We start from the raw sequence: 17,674 nt of genomic DNA on the forward strand, positions 1-17,674 counted from the left end.
TGAAGTGCAGACGCCAGTTTGCATGGAGCCAATCTTGAAATACCACCCTGGTATGTTTGAGGTTCTAACTCAGGTCCCTAATCGGGATCGAGGACACTGTGTGGTGGGTAGTTTGACTGGGGCGGTCTCCTCCCAAAGAGTAACGGAGGAGCACGAAGGTGCGCTCAGCATGGTCGGAAATCATGCAAAGAGTGTAAAGGCAAAAGCGCGCTTAACTGCGAGACAGACACGTCGAGCAGGTACGAAAGTAGGTCTTAGTGATCCGGTGGTTCTGTATGGAAGGGCCATCGCTCAACGGATAAAAGGTACTCCGGGGATAACAGGCTGATACCGCCCAAGAGTTCACATCGACGGCGGTGTTTGGCACCTCGATGTCGGCTCATCACATCCTGGGGCTGAAGCCGGTCCCAAGGGTATGGCTGTTCGCCATTTAAAGTGGTACGCGAGCTGGGTTTAGAACGTCGTGAGACAGTTCGGTCCCTATCTGCCGTGGACGTTTGAGATTTGAGAAGAGTTGCTCCTAGTACGAGAGGACCGGAGTGAACGAACCTCTGGTGTTCCGGTTGTCACGCCAGTGGCATTGCCGGGTAGCTACGTTCGGACGGGATAACCGCTGAAAGCATCTAAGCGGGAAGCCTCCTTCAAGATAAGATCTCACTGGAACTTAGAGTTCCCTAAAGAGCCGTTCGAGACTAGGACGTTGATAGGTTGGGTGTGTAAGCGTTGTGAGGCGTTGAGCTAACCAATACTAATTGCTCGTGAGGCTTGACCATATAACACCAAAGTGGTTTTACTGAGATTGTTTCAGACAATCTCGAGTACTTCCTCCATCCATGGAGGTCGTGCACTACAAAGAATTTACGATACAAACCAACGGTTTGACCTTGGTTATCGACTACTTCAAAGTCTAATTGTTAAAGATATCAAGTTTACGAACTTGCGTGTTTTGATCAACAGAATCAGAACGAACGCAAACCCGTTTGCTTGACGATCATAGAGGCGTTGAACCACCTGATCCCATCCCGAACTCAGAAGTGAAAAGCGCCATCGCCGATGGTAGTGTGGGAGATCCCATGTGAGAGTAGGTCGTCGTCAAGCTTTTAAATAAAAAGAACCCCGTCCTGCGAAGCAGGGCGGGGTTTTTTGCTTTTTCTGAATTAAAAAGTGGAATCCCGTCACCTATCTGTCCACTACAATGGATCCATGTGATGACACGATGCTCCGCAGGACATACCGTCCCCAGAAGTGTGTCTAGTAAAGGACGTTGTATTAGGCGCCCCTCTCTCATTAAATGTTTTTGTTTCGACCAAAAAACAAACCATTTAACAAAAGAGAGACTATGGACACTTTAAAACTAAACACTCAACAGATACAAGCCGCCGTTGATCAGCTAACTTTGCAGCCTGACGGTATCAATAAATTACATACCGTCCCCAGAAGTGTGTCTAGTAAAGGACGTTGTATTAGGCGCCTCTCTCTCATTAAATGTTTTTGTTTCGACCAAAAAACAAACCATTTAACAAAAGAGAGACTATGGACACTTTAAAACTAAACACTCAACAGATACAAGCCGCCGTTGATCAGCTAACTTTGCAGCCTGACGGTATCAATAAATTACTCGAGATGGCGATCAACAGCCTGATGAAGGCCGAGCGAGCAGCTTATCTTGAGGCTGCTGTACAAGGCAATAAAGCAAATGGCTATCGCAACGTGAATGGCTTTGGTATCGGAGAGGCTTTATCACTGCAAATCCCAAGGGATCGATTAGGGCACTTCAAGCCGACACTACTCAATATTATGAGGAATCAATCGGACACGCTGAATGAGTTGTGTTTTGAGCTGTATGCTAAGGGCTTAACAACGCGTGATATCGAATCCATTACACATACTATCTACGGTCAGCATCTGTCAAAAAGCCAGATCTCTCGTATTACTGTTAGCTTGTCCGATGCAATGCGAGAGTTTAGAGAACGGCCACTAAACAGCTATTATCCCATCGTATATCTTGATGCCACGTTTGTGAAAACCAAACGAGAAAGAGTCTCCAGTGAGGCGTATTACATAGCGTTAGCGGTTTTACCTGATATGACTCGAGAAGTGATTGGTATCTATAATGCACCAACAGAGTCATCAAGTTTTTGGGATGAGATTTGCCAAGATCTTAAAGACAGGGGAATGCAGCAAACAGACTTATTCGTCATCGATAACCTTACCGAACTCGATAGCACATTAGAAAAGCACTTTGATGCTTCAATTCAAAAGTGTGTGCTACATCTCAAGCGATCCATACTGAACAAGGTCAAAAAGCAGCATCGCCTAGCCGTCGTCAGTGACTTGAATGAGATTTTTCAAATTGAAAATCGGGAGGATACAAAAGAACAGTTGCTAGACAGAGCACAACAAGTGGCCCAACGGTGGCAGCGCTACTACCCTCATATGAAAAGGCTAGCTGATCCATATTGGCTCTCATATTACTCAACTTATCTAAGCTTCGAGTATGATATCCGAAATATGATTTACACCACCAACTGGATTGAGCGACTGAACAAAGCCTTCAAAAGAACATTGAAAATTAGAAACTCGATGCCTAATGTTGAATCAGTGTTAACTCTTTTAAGCAAGGTTGCGATTGATATGAATAGCAGTACTTATCGTCACCCAGTGAGTCGATTCCAAAAGAGCAATTTATTTAAATAAGAGATAAATAAAGATGTTTGATGAGAGCAGAGACACACTCAATGGGACGGTACCGACATCGGTGGTACCGTCCCATTGAACCACCTGATCCCATCCCGAACTCAGAAGTAGCTCTTTATACGCCGCAGGCGCTCGCCATCGCCGATGGTAGTGTGGGCTTTGCTTGAATTTAAATGGCCATGTGAGAGTAGGTCGTCGTCAAGCTTTTAATTTAAAGAAGCCCTGATCGCTAGCGCGGTCAGGGCTTTTTTCGTCCGTCGAAAATACTCAGCCTTGATCACCCCTGGGGTTCTATCCCCGATAGAATCGGGTCGTACTATCCTGATGGTGTATTGCGCCATAGATAATCGAATTTAAGTGGTTCTTAAATCGTATAAGTATATTTGAAAGTCATTTTATTTATAAAAATATTCATATTAAGAATACTATTTTACACAATTCATCAATTAGGTAGTTATCAAGGAAGCAGTGTTCGGGACCTACTTACATCTTAAATACCGTATTAATATAACTTAAATATATTTATGGTAGGTAGGTGCTATGTTTATCTTTCGAGGTGTCCTTTATTTGCTGCTTCTGGTTGGTGTGGCACATTGCATTTCTTTGGAAGCTTTTGAGCTAGGCGTTCTAGCAGAGTATGGCGAAGGTTCGTTAACTGAAAAAATGCAGGATTTATTTGCATTTTCTAGTGCACTAACGTTTGCGTTTTGTGCTTTTTACTCTAAAGAGTTACGGCAAGCCTGTATTCTTTTGAGTGCTTTGATGCTGATGATGTTTATCAGAGAGTCTGACTCATTTTTAGATCATAATGTTTTTGATGGTGCGTGGCAGTTAGGGGTGTTCGCTGTCTTAACAACTACAATATTTTTACTACGCAATCAAGTGAAAGCCAGTTATCATTCTTTAAAAGTGTTTTCCCAAACAGCTAGTTTTGGTTTTATAACCGCAGGCCTGGTTATTATTCTTGGTTTCTCCCGCATGTTTGGGCGAAGTAGCTTTTGGCAAAGTGTTATGGGGGATGCATACGTCCGTAGCGTTAAAAACATCGTTGAAGAAGGAACTGAGTTACTCGGCTACAGTGTCGTTATGATAGCTGCGACAGAGCTTTTATTTTTTGTATTGGCAGCCGTTAAAGAGCATGAAAAACGGAACGCTACTAATCTGAGACCGTATTCAAAGATACACTTAACTCACTGAGCTCACTGCGTAGCCAGCGTCTTAATTGTTCTAGTGCTGGCTCATGCCGGCGACTGTGTTTGTAAGCAATATAAAAGTTATCAGTCGCTGTATGCGCTCCACAAGGAAGCTTAATTAGTCCATCTTTTGGGGCTGCTTCATTGAACATGTAATCGTTAACAAGTGCAATGCCAAGTGAGTGTATCGCTGCTTCATGAGCTAACATTAAGTGGCTAAATTGATGCAGCGTTACTTCCTTTGGAAGAGTCGTATTCTCTTCAGCAAACCATCTTCGCCAATCTTCGGCATAACTTTCATACATACTGTAAGACGTAATGAGAGGAAACTGAGCAAGCACCTGGGGAGATTGCTTGAGTCTGGCTTTTAATTCTTTTTCTGTCTGTGCATTGAGTGTTGATGCAATTTCTTGATATAGCTCCTCACTACAAACAGGGAAAAGTCGTTCCTTGTAAAACCATTCAAAGTCAAACCCTCGTTTCTCTTTTTCAATAGTGATAAAGCAGTCGGCAGTTCGATCAGATAGTTCAGGCTCAGAAAATGTCATCTCAATTGTGAGATCTAGGTTTGGATGCTGTCTCTTAAGTTTACTCAATCTGGGAATGAGCCAGGAGACTGCGAATGAGCTATAAACTGCAAGTCTCAGTTTGGTTTCTCTAATGCCTTTAGCATGTTCTGTTGCTCGTGCGATCTGGTTTAAGGAGCTACTAATGCTATCAAGGTAAACTTTTCCTTCATTTGTTAACTCTAGTTTACGACCCTGTCGTATAAATAGCTGTTCACCTAGAAAGTCTTCTAAACCTTTTATATGGTGAGATACTGCACTTTGGGTAATATGAAGCTCATTAGCGGCCAAGGAAAAACTGTTGAGTCGTGCAACCGATTCAAAAACAGGTAATGACTTGAGTGGTGGTAAATTCATATATTCAAAAAACTAATACTAAAAGAAAATATATCATTTTAATGGATTATAAGTCTTAGATAGACTGCTTGCCAATTCATTCATGTCATGTGTTGGAGTATTTGTGTCAGGAAAAACGATTAGTAGTGCGATATTAGTATTAGTGCTTGGCAATTTGATGGCAACAGTCTGTGATGTGCTAGTGAAGTTAGCCGATGCAAGCGATGCGGTATTTCAATTCACCTTTTACCGCGTTTTATTTATGTGCTTAGTCATCACTCCATTTGTAATCCGTAAACAAGTTGCTCGTCCACTTGCTGGACTTGGTTTGCATTTCATCAGAGGAAATTTGTGGGTGCTAACATCTGTTCTACTGGTAATCTCTTTGTCTCAGCTGCCATTAGCAACAGCGAATGCCGTGTTCTATACCGCTCCAATTTTCATCATATTACTAGCTGCGATTTTTTATCGTGAAAAAATTAGCAAGACCGTTGTTTTTGCTGCTGTTTCCGGTTTCTTAGGTGTCTTAGTTATTCTTAAGCCTAGTTACATTGGCTGGGGAATGTTAAGTGCACTTGGCTTCGCTTTTGTACTGGCGGTGAATAGTTTACTGGTTCGAAAGCTTCCCTCTGATCAAGGTGCTATGCATGGTTTGATGATTGCTCAATTGTGTGCACTGCCTTTATCGGGAGCATTGGCTATTTGGGAAGGAGGGCATTTGTCATGGGAGCAGTTGCTATTGGCTTTCTGCGCCTCAATTTGCTCTGTGATGTATAGCTTGGGTTGTTTGGTGGGTTATCGCTATGTTGCTTCTAGTCAGGTTAGCTCGGCGGAGTATTCAGGCTTGCTGTTCGCTATCATTGCTGGCTGGGTGATGTTTGCAGAGTCTATTGATGTCAGTCTACTACTCGGTGCAGCACTTATAATCTTGCCTCTGATTTATATTAGTAGACGAGATATTGTTGCTGAAAAGGCTAAGAAGCGCTCTGTTGCAGCAGCTCAAGTAGTTTAATCAAAAGGTGACGGACTTAAACGGTCCGTCGCTATCAAATCTAAGGGGCTGGAGCTGTTTGAGCAGGAAGGCCCTTTGACTGAACTGGCGGCTCTCCTGTTTTAAGTAGGTTTAGAAGAGTGCTTCTTTCCATGCTGGCCTTTAGTGCTAAGTCCATCTGATACTGATACGTGGTTTCCCATTCCGAGCTTTTCGGAACCAGTTCAGATAGGTCACCTACAGCTTGTCTCATTACCGACAGATAGGCCTGAATATTCTCTTCCTGATTGATTAAAATGTTCTTTAAGGCTGTTGCACTACTATGACGCAAATAGGTTTTTAATTGCTCATTGTTGGTGTTCATGGTTCTGAGTTGAGCATTCTGCTGCTCTATACTTTGCCTTAATGCTGATACTTGGGCTTCAATCTCTGCTTGCTGTTTGCTGATTTCTTCACTTGGGTTGTTCATCGACATTAGGGAGTAGGTGATACCAGCGGAAGATGCAATGCTCAGCAAGAAGCAAACAAGAAAACCGATACACAGCCCGATCGGGAGCTTCTTCTTACTTTTTGCTGCCACGTTATCGGCATTGGTTTCTTCGTTACTATCAGCTGACTTACTCATAATTTACCCCTAAATCCGAGGTGGTTGTTTAGTAATTGTACATATTGACTAACACTTTAAATATAACACAACAAAAATCTGAGAATTTGTTCAGTTTTGAGTCATATGCGCTTAAAATACGCGAAATTTTTAGTACTTGAGCTAATAACCTACTAATTCAGTCAGGTAAATACTTGATCAAAATAGTAGGTTTTGTGTATGATTTGTACCACTGATTAGCATTTGAGTGGAATGTGTATGCGCTTAACAACTAAAGGCCGTTATGCCGTAACGGCAATGCTTGACTTGGCTCTGCACACTGACAGTGGGCCAGTGTCGCTCTCTGATATCTCAAATCGTCAAGGCATTTCCCTTTCTTACCTTGAGCAGTTGTTTGCGAAGCTTCGCAAACAAAGCTTGGTAGTAAGTGTCAGAGGTCCTGGTGGTGGGTATCGCCTGAGTCGAGACCGCAGCGATATTTTTGTGGCTCAGATTGTGGATGCAGTGAATGAATCTGTTGATGCGACAGGTTGTAAAGGGCGTAGCGATTGCCAAGGTGGTAATACCTGTTTAACTCATCACCTGTGGTGTGATCTCAGTGATCAAATACACGACTTTTTGAGCGAGATTAGTCTCGAAAAATTGGTTAAGCGTCAAGATGTCCGCCAAGTAGCGGATAGGCAAGACAAAGATAGCAAGGTGTCGGCTTCAGCTTCTCAAGAGAAGATCTCTGCAGCCCTCATCGGTTAACGAACACAACTAGCAGGGCGCAGCCCTGGAAGAATGAGTGAGTTTCTAATATGACTGAGCAGATTGATAAGGCGTTAGCTCGAGAGTACGAAGCGGGCTTCGTTTCTGCAGTGGAATCAGAAACCTTCGAGCCTGGACTCGATGAAGATGTGATTCGCCGTATCTCTGAAGTCAAAGGTGAACCTGAGTGGATGCTTGAATGGCGTCTCAATGCGTTTCGTGTTTGGCAAGAAATGGAAGAGCCTGATTGGGCTCATGTATCCTACCCTAAAATCGACTTCCAAGCGGTGTCTTACTACTCAGCACCAAAGAGTATGAAAGACAAACCTAAGTCTCTAGATGAAGTTGATCCCGAACTTTTGCGTACTTACGAAAAGTTAGGTATTCCACTAGTTGAGCAACAAATGCTGGCAGGTGTGGCGGTAGATGCAGTCTTTGACTCTGTTTCAGTCGTTACCACTTTCCGTGAAAAGCTTGAAGAAGCGGGTGTTATTTTCTGCCCTATCTCTGAAGCGCTTCACAAGTACCCTGATCTTGTGAAGAAGTACCTTGGCAGCGTTGTGCCGACCAAAGATAACTTCTTTGCTGCGCTAAACTGCGCCGTATTTACTGATGGCTCATTTGTTTACATTCCAAAAGGTACTCGTTGTCCAATGGAATTGTCTACATACTTCCGTATCAATGAACAGAATACCGGTCAGTTTGAGCGGACTTTGATTATTGCCGACGAAGGTTCTTACGTAAGTTACCTAGAAGGCTGTACAGCGCCACAACGTGATGAGAACCAACTGCACGCGGCAGTTGTTGAGCTTGTTGCAATGGATGATGCTGAAATCAAATACTCGACAGTACAAAACTGGTACCCAGGAGATGAAGAAGGTAAAGGCGGCATCTACAACTTCGTAACCAAGCGTGGTGTGTGTCATACCAATGCTAAGATCTCTTGGACACAGGTAGAAACAGGTTCTTCTGTGACTTGGAAATACCCGAGCTGTGTTCTTAAAGGTGATAACAGTGTGGGTGAATTCTACTCGGTTGCTTTGACTCGTGGTCGTCAGCAAGCGGATACGGGTACCAAGATGATCCACATTGGTAAGAACACCAAGTCTACGATTATCTCCAAAGGTATTTCTGCAGGTAAGAGTAATAACGCCTACCGTGGTCTTGTTCGTATGAATCCAGGCGCAGAAGGCGCACGTAACTTTACTCAGTGTGACTCGCTACTGATCGGCGATCAGTGTGGTGCGCACACATTCCCGTACGTTGAAAGCCGTAACCCGTCTGCGATCGTAGAACATGAAGCGACCACGTCTAAAGTAAGTGACGATCAAATGTTCCTTTGTCGTCAGCGTGGTGTTGATCCAGAAAAAGCGGTCTCTATGATCGTAAATGGCTTCTGTAAAGAAGTATTTAAAGAACTCCCTATGGAGTTTGCTGTAGAAGCAGGCAAACTTCTCGAAATTAGCCTTGAAGGCTCTGTTGGTTAGGTTGAGGAACCCATTGAACATGTCAAACGAAAACACTTTGTTATCGATCAAAGATTTACACGCAAGTGTAGAAGAAAAAAACATTCTCAAAGGTCTCAACCTAGACATTAAACCAGGTGAAGTTCATGCCATCATGGGCCCGAACGGTGCTGGTAAATCTACAACAGGCTATATTTTGTCTGGCCGTGATGGCTACGAAGTCGATAGTGGCTCGGTGACTCTAGATGGCGAAGACCTTCTAGAAATGGAAGTGGAAGATCGCGCTCGTGCAGGTCTTTTCCTAGCATTCCAATACCCAGTTGAAATTCCAGGTGTTAGCAACCTTGAGTTTCTTAAAGTGGCGGTAGATTCTCAACGTGAAGCTCGTGGCGAAGAAGCGCTAACGTCTGCAGAATTCCTCAAGATGGCAAAAGAAGCGTGTAAGCAAGTGAACCTGCCCGTGTCATTCCTTAAGCGTGGTGTGAACGAAGGTTTCTCTGGTGGTGAGAAAAAGCGTAACGAGATCATGCAAATGATGTTGCTTCAGCCAAAACTTTGCATTCTAGACGAGACCGATTCAGGTCTAGATATCGATGCAATGCAAGTGGTTGCAAACGGTGTAAACAGCCAGCGTTCTCCTGAGCGTAGCTTTATTGTTGTAACACACTATCAGCGCCTTCTTGACTACATTAAGCCTGACTTCGTACACGTTCTAGCAGACGGAAAAATCGTTAAGAGTGGTGACGCGTCGCTGGCGAAAGAGCTAGAAGAGCAAGGTTACGCTTGGCTACAAACAGAGCCTACAGAAGACGAACTAGAGGATTAATCATGAGTGAATGGTTACAACAAGCCATCGCTCGTGCCGACAGCATTCAAGATGGTTTTGAAGACCAGCGAGCGGCGTCGCTTGCGCTTTTAAAAGATATTAAATGGCCTACACGTAAAACCGAAGCGTGGAAATACACACCGCTTCGTGCAGTAGAACGTAGCACGGCTATCTTCAAGGAAGAATCTCCAGAGCTTGATCCGGTAGCGGTTGTAGGCCTTGAGTTCCTTGAGCTGACATTTGTTGATGGTCAGCTGGTATCTCTTCCAGAAGAGTTGCCAGAAGGTCTAAGCATTGAGATGCAAGAGTCGAGTTTGTTTGGCACGATCAAACCAGAGCGTCATATTTTTGGTTTGGTGAACGATGTGCTAGCAGCAGATGTTGCCGTGGTAACGGTTGCTGAAGGTGTTGTTGTAGAGCAAGTGCTTCGCATTAACAACTTGTTAAGCAACGGTGCACAAGGTCATATCCGTGTCGTGGTTGATCTGAAAGCTGGTTCATCACTTAAAGTGGTGGAAAATGCAGAAGGTCAGGGTGCATCTCTAACAACTGCTTTTACCGAATACCAAATTGGCGTTGAGGCCAATCTTGAGCATTACCGCTTTGCGTTGCAGTCAGGCGACAATGTTGCTGTGGGTGGCAGTCACTTTAAGCTGTTTGAGAATGCTGTCATGAACAGCAGTATTATCGGCTTTGGTAGCGACCTACAGCGTATTGATACTGATATTATTTATGCTGGAGAGAAGGCAAATGCTAAGTTGAACGCGATTTACCTACTGGATGGTAAAGAGCTGTTTGACCTTCACGCAAACGTTGAGCACGCTGTACCAAACTGTACTACGGAAGAAAATATTCGCGGTATTGCTGGTGACAGCAGCCGTGCAGTATTCAACGGTCGTATTCATATTCATCGTGATGCGCAAAAAACATTGGCTGAGTTAAATAACCGCAATTTGTTGATGTCCAATAAAGCGGAAATCAATACTAAGCCAGAGCTCGAAATCTATGCCGACGATGTACGTTGTGCCCATGGTGCGACCATTGCTCAGATTGATAAGCAAGCCCTGTATTACTTGCAAACGCGTGGCGTGAGTCGTTCCCAAGCACAGCTAATGTTGAGCTTTGGTTTTATTAATGAGTTGATCGACCAGATGCCAACTGTTGAGTTGGCGGAATGGGTGCGTCCGATTATTCGTGACCGATTTGCTCAGATGGAAGTGAAATAAGCGAGAAGTCCATGAGTCTTGATGTCGCTGCTATTCGCGAGCAGTTTCCAATATTAAAACGCGAAATCGATGGCAATCCTCTTATCTATCTTGATAACGCGGCGACGACCCAGAAGCCGCAGTGTGTCATTGATGCGTTAGTGGATTACTACACGCAATGTAATTCAAATGTTCACCGTGGTGCTCACCGTTTAGCGGATGAGGCAACGCGCAAGTTTGAGAATGCACGCGACATCATTAAAGACTTCATTAATGCGCAAAAGCGTGAAGAGGTGATTTGGACGTCTGGTACGACCGAAGGCATCAACATGATTGCTAACGGTTTAGCAAAACTTCTAAAAAGCACTGACGAAGTGATTGTGACGGGGATGGAGCACCACGCTAACATCGTGACTTGGCAGCAAGCATGTAAAGCGGCAGGTGCTACTCTGCACACTGTGCCAGTGACTGATAAAGGCGAGCTAGACTTAGATGTTTATGTTTCTTTGTTGAACGAAAACACTAAATTAGTTGCTTTCCCGCACGTGTCAAACTCACTGGGTACTGTGAACCCAATCAAGTGGATGACTGAGCAAGCGAAGAAGTTTAGAGCTTGGGTTTTGGTCGATGGTGCCCAAGGCATTGCCCATGGCAACGTAGACGTGCAAGACATCGGTTGTGATTTCTATGCTTTCTCAGGGCATAAGATTTACGGTCCTATGGGGATTGGTGCGCTGTGGGGGAAAGAAGAATTACTAGCGGAATGGCCGATATGGCAAACCGGCGGTGAAATGATCTCGACAGTGACGCTTCAGGATGCTACCTGGAACGTATTGCCATACCGTCTTGAAGCGGGTACGCCAAATGTGGGTGATGCGATTGCGCTAGGTGAAGCGATTCGTTGGTTCAGTGAATTGGATTATGCTGAGGTAGCTGCTCACGAGAAAGCTTTAATGGCCCGTACTACTGAGCTGGCTAAAGAATTCGATGGTTTACGCATGATCGGTGAAGCCGAAGAAAAAGTAGGGGCGTTTAGCTTCGTACTTGATCAAGGTCACCCAGCAGATATTGGTTTCTTACTTGATCGACAAGGCATTGCAATCCGTACTGGTGATCACTGTGCGCAGCCGCTGATGGCACGCTTTGGTGTGCCTGGTACAGCACGTATGTCGTTCTCAATTTACAATACGATTGAAGAAGTTGAGCAATTCTTCAAAGCTTTGAAAAAAGTTCACATGATGTTGGCTTAGGAGGCATTATGTCGACGGAAACATTCGATCCGAATCAAACGGTCAGCATGACCGATGCGGCGCGTAAATTCTTTGCGTCAAAACTTAAGGTGCAATCTGAAGGAAGCTTGGTGCGCTTAAGTACTAAAGAGAGTGGTTGTACTGGTTACGCTTACGTTTTGGATATCGTTGAAGTGGCGCAAGACGGCGATGCCATCATGGACTTTGAAGGCGTAAAGCTAGCGATTGATGATAAGTCTCTGACTTTGCTTAAAGGTACAGAGATTGACTTGGTACGCGAAGGTATTAACCAAGTCGTGAAATTTAACAATCCCAATGTGGTTGCGGAATGCGGCTGCGGCGAAAGCTTTAGTGTGAATTAATAACATGCAGAAAATGGTCGTTACTCAGCGCGAGTGCCCAGCTCGACGAGTACCAAGCGGTGAACCAACCACCATCCCAGAAGGTCAGTTTATTACTATCAACCAGGCGTTGGGTGGTAACTACACTGTCACTTTCCAAGGCAATATGTTGCGTATAGATGGCACCGATGCGGATGCTATTGGTCAAGAGCCCGAAGTATTAAGGTTCAGTGATGATGGCTCAGGTCAAATTGTTGAGGATCAAGTATGGCAGGCATTAGATAGTGTTTATGATCCTGAAATTCCGATCAGTTTGGTGTCTCTAGGTTTGGTGTACAAGGTAACCTTGGATCAAGCTGAAAAGCAGGTTGCGATTCAAATGACGTTAACCGCGCCAGGTTGCGGAATGGGGCCAGTGCTTGTTAGTGATGTAAAATACCGCGTGGCGAAAGTGCCGAATGTGGCAGATGTTCATGTTGAGCTTGTTTTTGATCCGCCATGGTCACGTGAAATGATGAGTGAAGAAGCGCAGCTAGAAGCAGGCTTGTTCTTCTAACACATACAGTTACAGCGTAAAATCGACTACAATACCGACGGCCAATGATTTCAACCATTGGCCGTTTCTTTTTGTGCTACGGCAATGATGCGAAATAGCGTCTATCGCACTGTTTTATTTAGTAAGCCAACTTAGCGAGGCATTATGTCTTTACCGACAACAGAAGAGATTATCGACGACATTTCTTTCTTTGATGATTGGGAAGAGAAGTACAAATACATTATCGACTTAGGTAAAGCGCTACCTGAGTTTGATGACGCTTGGCGCACGCCAGAGCGCTTGGTGAAAGGCTGCCAAAGCAATGTTTGGATTCAGCCGGGTAGCACGCAAGATGCTGAGAAAGGCGAAGTGCTGGTTTTTTCTGTGGACAGTGATGCGGTTATTGTTCGTGGTTTGCTTGGCCTTGTGATGGCGGCTTACAATGAGAAAACGCCTGCAGAAGTGCTGGCGTTTGATATTGATGCATACTTTTCAGAGCTAGATCTTGAGCGTCACTTGAGCCCAACTCGTGGGAATGGCCTACGTTCGATTGTTGGCCGTGTTCAAGCCATCGCAAAAGCGTCTGTTTAACTGATTTAGCTTCGTAGCTTTGTTTTAATTTGCGTTACCTTGGAGAGTTCCAATGCAAACACCTGTTTACCTCGACAACTCAGCGACCACACCGGTTGATCCTCGTGTCGCGGAAAAAATGATGCAATGTCTTACTCAAGACGGCAACTTTGGCAACCCAGCTTCACGTTCGCACCTATTTGGTTGGCGTGCAGAAGAGGCTGTAGAGGATGCGCGTTTGCAGGTGGCAGAATTGATCGAAGCGGATGCTCGTGAAATTGTATGGACCTCAGGTGCAACCGAAGCGAACAACTTGGCGATTAAAGGCGTTGCTGAAGCCAACAAGCTAAAAGGTCGCCATATCGTGACGTCAATGATTGAGCACAAAGCGGTGTTGGATCCTTGTCGTCAGCTTGAAAAAGAAGGCTTTGAGGTGACTTATCTTAAGCCAAACGCCCACGGTGAGATCACCGTTGACAGTGTGATTGCTGCACTGCGTGAAGATACAATCCTAGTGTCTTTGATGCACGGTAATAATGAGCTGGGTGTGGTAACGGACATTGCGGCAATTGGCCAAGAAACTCGTGCACGTGGCATTTATTTTCATGTTGATGGCGCTCAGACAACGGGTAAAGTAGCGATTGATGTGAACGCTATGAATGTCGATCTGATGTCTTTGACGGCTCATAAAACTTACGGTCCAAAAGGCATCGGTGCGTTGTATGTGCGCCGTTCGCCAAAGGTGAAGTTAGAAGCACAAATGCATGGTGGTGGTCATGAGCGTGGTATGCGTTCAGGTACGTTGGCCACCCATCAAATCGTAGGTATGGGTGAGGCTTTTGCTATTGCAAAGGCTGACATGCAAAATGACTGCGAACGAATCTCTGCGTTGCGAGAAAAACTGTGGAATGGTCTATCTGAAATGCCAGGTGTTCATCTGAACGGTGATTCAGCTAATCGTGTTGCTGGTGTCATTAACGTTGGCTTTGATGGCGTGGAAGGTGAGGTGCTACTGATGTCTCTAGCAGATGTGGCGCTGTCTTCTGGCTCTGCGTGTACATCAGCTAGCCTTGAGCCCTCTTATGTATTGCGCGCTATTGGTTTGTCAGATGAGCTAGCGCATGCGTCACTGCGTATGTCGGTCGGACGTTTCACTACGGAAGAAGAGATAGATTTCGTTATTGAAACGGTAAAAAACGCTGTGACTCAACTGCGTGGCTTGTAAACATTCGAAAAAGGCGACTTTTCGTTTTTTAACCACAAAAAACGTGGCGAATACATACAAATTTCATAAAGACATGCGTATAATGCGCACGCTTAAAGTTATTAGTAGGTCTCGTAATTTCACGTGACCATTGAAATTCATATTTGGAGTTTAACATGGCACTAGAACGCACTCTATCTATCATCAAGCCAGATGCTGTTGCTAAAAACGTAATCGGTGAAATCTACACTCGTTTCGAGCGTGCTGGTCTGAAAATCGTTGAAGCTAAAATGATTCAACTAGACGACGAGCTAGCTGGCGGTTTCTATGCTGAGCACAAAGAACGTCCATTCTACAAAGACCTAGTTGCATTCATGACTTCTGGTCCAGTTGTTGTTTCTGTTCTTGAAGGCGAAGGCGCTGTTCTACGTCACCGTGAACTAATGGGGGCTACTAACCCTAAAGAAGCGGCTGCTGGCACTCTACGTGCTGACTACGCTGAGTCTATCGACGCGAACGCTGTTCACGGTTCTGACTCTGTTGAGTCTGCTGCACGTGAAGTTGCTTACTTCTTCGGTAAGTAATTGATTTAAAGCCTACCTTTTCGTTTTAGAAAAGCAGGTTTATGAGGAAGCGGGCCGATGGCCCGCTTCTTTGCAGAGGCTTCTGAAAAGCGTAATCCCTTTTCAGAAGCTTTTTTGTCTACACTTAACGCTTTAGAGCGAATGATTGATACCTATGACTGACACCCAGAAAGTAAATTTACTTGGCCTTTCACCAGAGAAACTCATCGAATTTTTTGAGTCGATTGGTGAAAAGAAATTCCGTGCTACCCAAGTGATGAAATGGATTCATCAAAAGGGTGCTGAGTCCTTTGAAGACATGACGGATGTTAGTAAGAAGTTACGCGCTAAATTAGAAAATATCTGCGAGATCCGGGCCCCAGAAATCGTCTCTCAGAATATTTCGAATGATGGTACCCGTAAGTGGATCATTCGAACTGAAGGTGGTCAGAATAACTGTGTCGAAGCAGTTTTAATCCCTGATGGTGATCGCGCAACGTTATGTGTGTCGTCTCAGGTTGGTTGTTCTTTGGACTGTAGCTTTTGTTCAACAGGAAAGCAGGGCTTTAACCGTAACCTTACGCCAGCAGAGATTATTGGTCAGGTGTGGATTGCGATTAAATCTTTTGGGCCTATGGACCCAAGCGGCCCTCGTCGCGTGACCAATGTGGTGATGATGGGTATGGGTGAACCATTGATGAACTTCGAGCCAGTAGTGGATGCCATGACCTTGATGATGCATGACAATGCCTACGGTTTATCGAAGCGTCGCGTGACCTTAAGTACCTCCGGTGTGGTGCCACGTATTTACGACTTGGTAAAACGCACCGATGTGTCGTTGGCGATTTCTCTGCATGCGCCTAATAACGAATTGCGTAATGAGTTGGTGCCAATCAACAAGAAATACCCAATCGAAGAGCTGCTGGAAGCTTGTCAGCATTACCTGGATAACTTGCCTGATAAGCGTCATATTACGATTGAATACACGGTTATGGCGGGTGTGAATGATCAGGAAGAGCATGCTCGTCAATTGTCTAAATTGCTGGAAAACTTGGAATGTAAGATTAACTTGATTCCATTTAACCCATTCCCGCATTCTGGTTATGAGAAGCCATCTAATAACCAAACGCGTCGTTTCCAAAAAATCCTAGCCGATGATGGTTACACGGTAACGGTACGTACGACACGTGGTGATGACATTGATGCAGCGTGTGGTCAGTTAGTGGGTGACTTCCTGGATAAAACTCGTCGTTCTCAGAAGTATATTGAACTGCGCCAAGTGACGGATTGATTTTCAAACTTCGATCCAATTAAGTGACGTATTGCTGAGATGTCAGTAATGCGTCAAATTCACTTAAATTCTTGCCCCTAATAGAAAAGTTTTTCATCATTTTGGTCTGTTAGGTTTGATGGCTGGCCTCAATCTTGATTTAATACCAAGTGAATAAATGAAAGCGCTTTTTATCATTATTCAGGCATTGGATAGCCCGCTCCTTTGGGCCCAAATACAAAGCTGTCAATTGTCTGTCGTCGCGTATTTTTTGCACGAAACTGACCATACACCCGGCCGCTTGGCGCTTTTGCTAGCCTGTTCCACCAAGGTAATAACATGACAACCGAATTAGAGATGGATGCTGCTACTGAGCAGAATCTGAAGTCGTTAGATATTGGGCAAATTCTTAGGGCGACTCGCCTTCATTTATCTATCGATGAACGCCAAGTTGCTACAGAACTAAAACTATCAATCGAGCATGTATACGCGCTAGAAAACTCTGAGTTTCAGCGTTTTAGGTCAGCAACATTTGCGCGTGGGTACCTTAAAACTTACTGTCGACTTTTAGGGCTAGACCACCGCCCCATTTTAGCTGCTTTCGACGAACAGCAGTCGGTTAAAGAGAATAACCTTAGACCAGTTGATAGCGTTCCCCCTCAGGCGTCTGGAAAAGACCCTATTTTTGTTATTGTTTCAGCTATTATTGTTTCTATTATCGTGTTCGTTGCTTTTTGGTGGCCTACACAGTCTTCCGAGCCGAGTTCTCCTGTTGTAGATCAAGCTCCAGTGGTTGAGTCAGAACCAGCGCTTGAAAACGAAGTTGATCAGATTTCTTCTGAACCAGAAGTAACAATTCCTGCTCAAGAAGTAGGGCAAGAGCTTGATACAACGGAAGCTGTAGAGTCAGATGAAGCCACGGACGTAGTGACGGGGTTGTCAGCGGAAACAATTGCCTTGCTTGAGGATGCGGGGGTTGACCCAGAGGAAGTGGTTGAGGCAACGAGAGAGCCTGAGATTCAGCCAGAACCTGTCGTTGAAGAAGCTCCTCAGCCTGTTGTGGCGAGTCATGATATTGTGATTCGTTTTGTCGCTGATTGCTGGACTGAAATTCGTGATAGCTCAGGGCGTATTCTTTTCTCTGGTGTGAAGAGTGCTGGCAGCAGTTTAGAGCTTGATGGTCAGGCGCCTTATCGTGTGACGTTAGGTTACGCGAGAGGTGTATCCGAATTCTTATACAAAGGAGAGTCTTTTGACTTCTCCTCTTATGTACGTAAAGATCTAGCCCGATTTGGGCTTGAGTAGAG

The 17,674-nt window shown here is 44.8% G+C and carries 17 protein-coding genes and 2 rRNA genes (1 of these 19 cut by a window edge); 17 read left to right on the forward strand and 2 right to left on the reverse strand.

The features are described from left to right. From ACXAC1_RS13515 to ACXAC1_RS13530, 4 genes are all read left to right on the forward strand, one after another. Nucleotides 1-773, forward strand: a 23S ribosomal RNA gene (locus ACXAC1_RS13515); it begins 2,114 nt to the left of the window's first position. Between the two features lie 210 nt (nucleotides 774-983). After that, nucleotides 984-1,098: ribosomal RNA gene (gene rrf, locus ACXAC1_RS13520) — 5S ribosomal RNA — on the forward strand. A gap of 435 nt (nucleotides 1,099-1,533) precedes the next feature. Beyond that, on the forward strand, nucleotides 1,534-2,697 hold the full coding sequence (locus ACXAC1_RS13525) for an IS256 family transposase (RefSeq protein ID WP_475058256.1): 1,164 nt from the start codon (nucleotides 1,534-1,536) through the stop codon (nucleotides 2,695-2,697). A gap of 540 nt (nucleotides 2,698-3,237) precedes the next feature. Further along, entirely contained in the window at nucleotides 3,238-3,894 is a 657-nt protein-coding gene (locus ACXAC1_RS13530) for a hypothetical protein (protein WP_475062077.1), read from the forward strand. On the opposite strand, the gene ACXAC1_RS13535 is transcribed toward ACXAC1_RS13530, so the two are convergent. Continuing rightward, a complete protein-coding gene (locus tag ACXAC1_RS13535; protein ID WP_475062079.1) occupies nucleotides 3,854-4,813 on the reverse strand; it encodes a LysR substrate-binding domain-containing protein in 960 nt (319 codons plus the stop codon). The genes ACXAC1_RS13530 and ACXAC1_RS13535 overlap by 41 nt on opposite strands. Nucleotides 4,814-4,916: 103 nt before the next feature. Between ACXAC1_RS13535 and ACXAC1_RS13540 the strand changes: the two genes are divergently transcribed. Further along, nucleotides 4,917-5,804: a DMT family transporter gene (locus ACXAC1_RS13540; RefSeq protein WP_475062080.1), complete on the forward strand. Its 888-nt coding sequence runs from the start codon at nucleotides 4,917-4,919 to the stop codon at nucleotides 5,802-5,804. Between the two features lie 40 nt (nucleotides 5,805-5,844). On the opposite strand, the gene ACXAC1_RS13545 is transcribed toward ACXAC1_RS13540, so the two are convergent. Continuing rightward, on the reverse strand, nucleotides 5,845-6,408 hold the full coding sequence (locus ACXAC1_RS13545; RefSeq protein ID WP_475062081.1) for a hypothetical protein: 564 nt from the start codon (nucleotides 6,406-6,408) through the stop codon (nucleotides 5,845-5,847). 237 nt (nucleotides 6,409-6,645) lie between these two features. On the opposite strand from ACXAC1_RS13545, the gene iscR reads away from it, so the two are divergent. From iscR to ACXAC1_RS13605, 12 genes are all read left to right on the forward strand, one after another. After that, nucleotides 6,646-7,137 (forward strand): Fe-S cluster assembly transcriptional regulator IscR, encoded by a 492-nt coding sequence (gene iscR, locus ACXAC1_RS13550; RefSeq protein WP_133563711.1) that lies wholly within the window; start codon nucleotides 6,646-6,648, stop codon nucleotides 7,135-7,137. A 50-nt stretch (nucleotides 7,138-7,187) separates the two neighbouring features. Further along, nucleotides 7,188-8,624: a Fe-S cluster assembly protein SufB gene (sufB, locus tag ACXAC1_RS13555; RefSeq protein ID WP_133563713.1), complete on the forward strand. Its 1,437-nt coding sequence runs from the start codon at nucleotides 7,188-7,190 to the stop codon at nucleotides 8,622-8,624. A 19-nt stretch (nucleotides 8,625-8,643) separates the two neighbouring features. Then, the gene (sufC, locus tag ACXAC1_RS13560) at nucleotides 8,644-9,429 is read left to right on the forward strand and encodes a Fe-S cluster assembly ATPase SufC (protein WP_475062083.1); all 786 of its coding nucleotides are present in this window, start codon (nucleotides 8,644-8,646) and stop codon (nucleotides 9,427-9,429) included. 2 nt (nucleotides 9,430-9,431) lie between these two features. Then, nucleotides 9,432-10,655, forward strand: a complete 1,224-nt coding sequence (sufD, locus tag ACXAC1_RS13565) for a Fe-S cluster assembly protein SufD (protein WP_475062084.1) — start codon at nucleotides 9,432-9,434, stop codon at nucleotides 10,653-10,655. A gap of 11 nt (nucleotides 10,656-10,666) precedes the next feature. Then, nucleotides 10,667-11,884 (forward strand): aminotransferase class V-fold PLP-dependent enzyme, encoded by a 1,218-nt coding sequence (locus ACXAC1_RS13570; RefSeq protein ID WP_475062086.1) that lies wholly within the window; start codon nucleotides 10,667-10,669, stop codon nucleotides 11,882-11,884. An 8-nt stretch (nucleotides 11,885-11,892) separates the two neighbouring features. Continuing rightward, entirely contained in the window at nucleotides 11,893-12,246 is a 354-nt protein-coding gene (locus ACXAC1_RS13575; RefSeq protein WP_475062088.1) for a HesB/IscA family protein, read from the forward strand. Nucleotides 12,247-12,250: 4 nt separating this feature from the next. Continuing rightward, complete coding sequence (gene sufT, locus ACXAC1_RS13580; RefSeq protein ID WP_475062090.1) at nucleotides 12,251-12,781, forward strand: putative Fe-S cluster assembly protein SufT; 531 nt, start codon at nucleotides 12,251-12,253, stop codon at nucleotides 12,779-12,781. Between the two features lie 144 nt (nucleotides 12,782-12,925). Further along, nucleotides 12,926-13,351, forward strand: a complete 426-nt coding sequence (locus tag ACXAC1_RS13585) for a SufE family protein (RefSeq protein WP_199461509.1) — start codon at nucleotides 12,926-12,928, stop codon at nucleotides 13,349-13,351. Between the two features lie 52 nt (nucleotides 13,352-13,403). Next, nucleotides 13,404-14,555: an IscS subfamily cysteine desulfurase gene (locus ACXAC1_RS13590; protein WP_475062092.1), complete on the forward strand. Its 1,152-nt coding sequence runs from the start codon at nucleotides 13,404-13,406 to the stop codon at nucleotides 14,553-14,555. Between the two features lie 155 nt (nucleotides 14,556-14,710). Next, the gene (ndk, locus tag ACXAC1_RS13595) at nucleotides 14,711-15,118 is read left to right on the forward strand and encodes a nucleoside-diphosphate kinase (protein ID WP_115468729.1); all 408 of its coding nucleotides are present in this window, start codon (nucleotides 14,711-14,713) and stop codon (nucleotides 15,116-15,118) included. A gap of 154 nt (nucleotides 15,119-15,272) precedes the next feature. Next, complete coding sequence (gene rlmN, locus ACXAC1_RS13600) at nucleotides 15,273-16,388, forward strand: dual-specificity RNA methyltransferase RlmN (protein WP_475062094.1); 1,116 nt, start codon at nucleotides 15,273-15,275, stop codon at nucleotides 16,386-16,388. A gap of 318 nt (nucleotides 16,389-16,706) precedes the next feature. Then, nucleotides 16,707-17,672: a RodZ domain-containing protein gene (locus ACXAC1_RS13605; protein ID WP_475062096.1), complete on the forward strand. Its 966-nt coding sequence runs from the start codon at nucleotides 16,707-16,709 to the stop codon at nucleotides 17,670-17,672. Nucleotides 17,673-17,674 lie beyond the last annotated feature (2 nt).

Source organism: Marinomonas sp. AWM4_232, assembly GCF_056158325.1.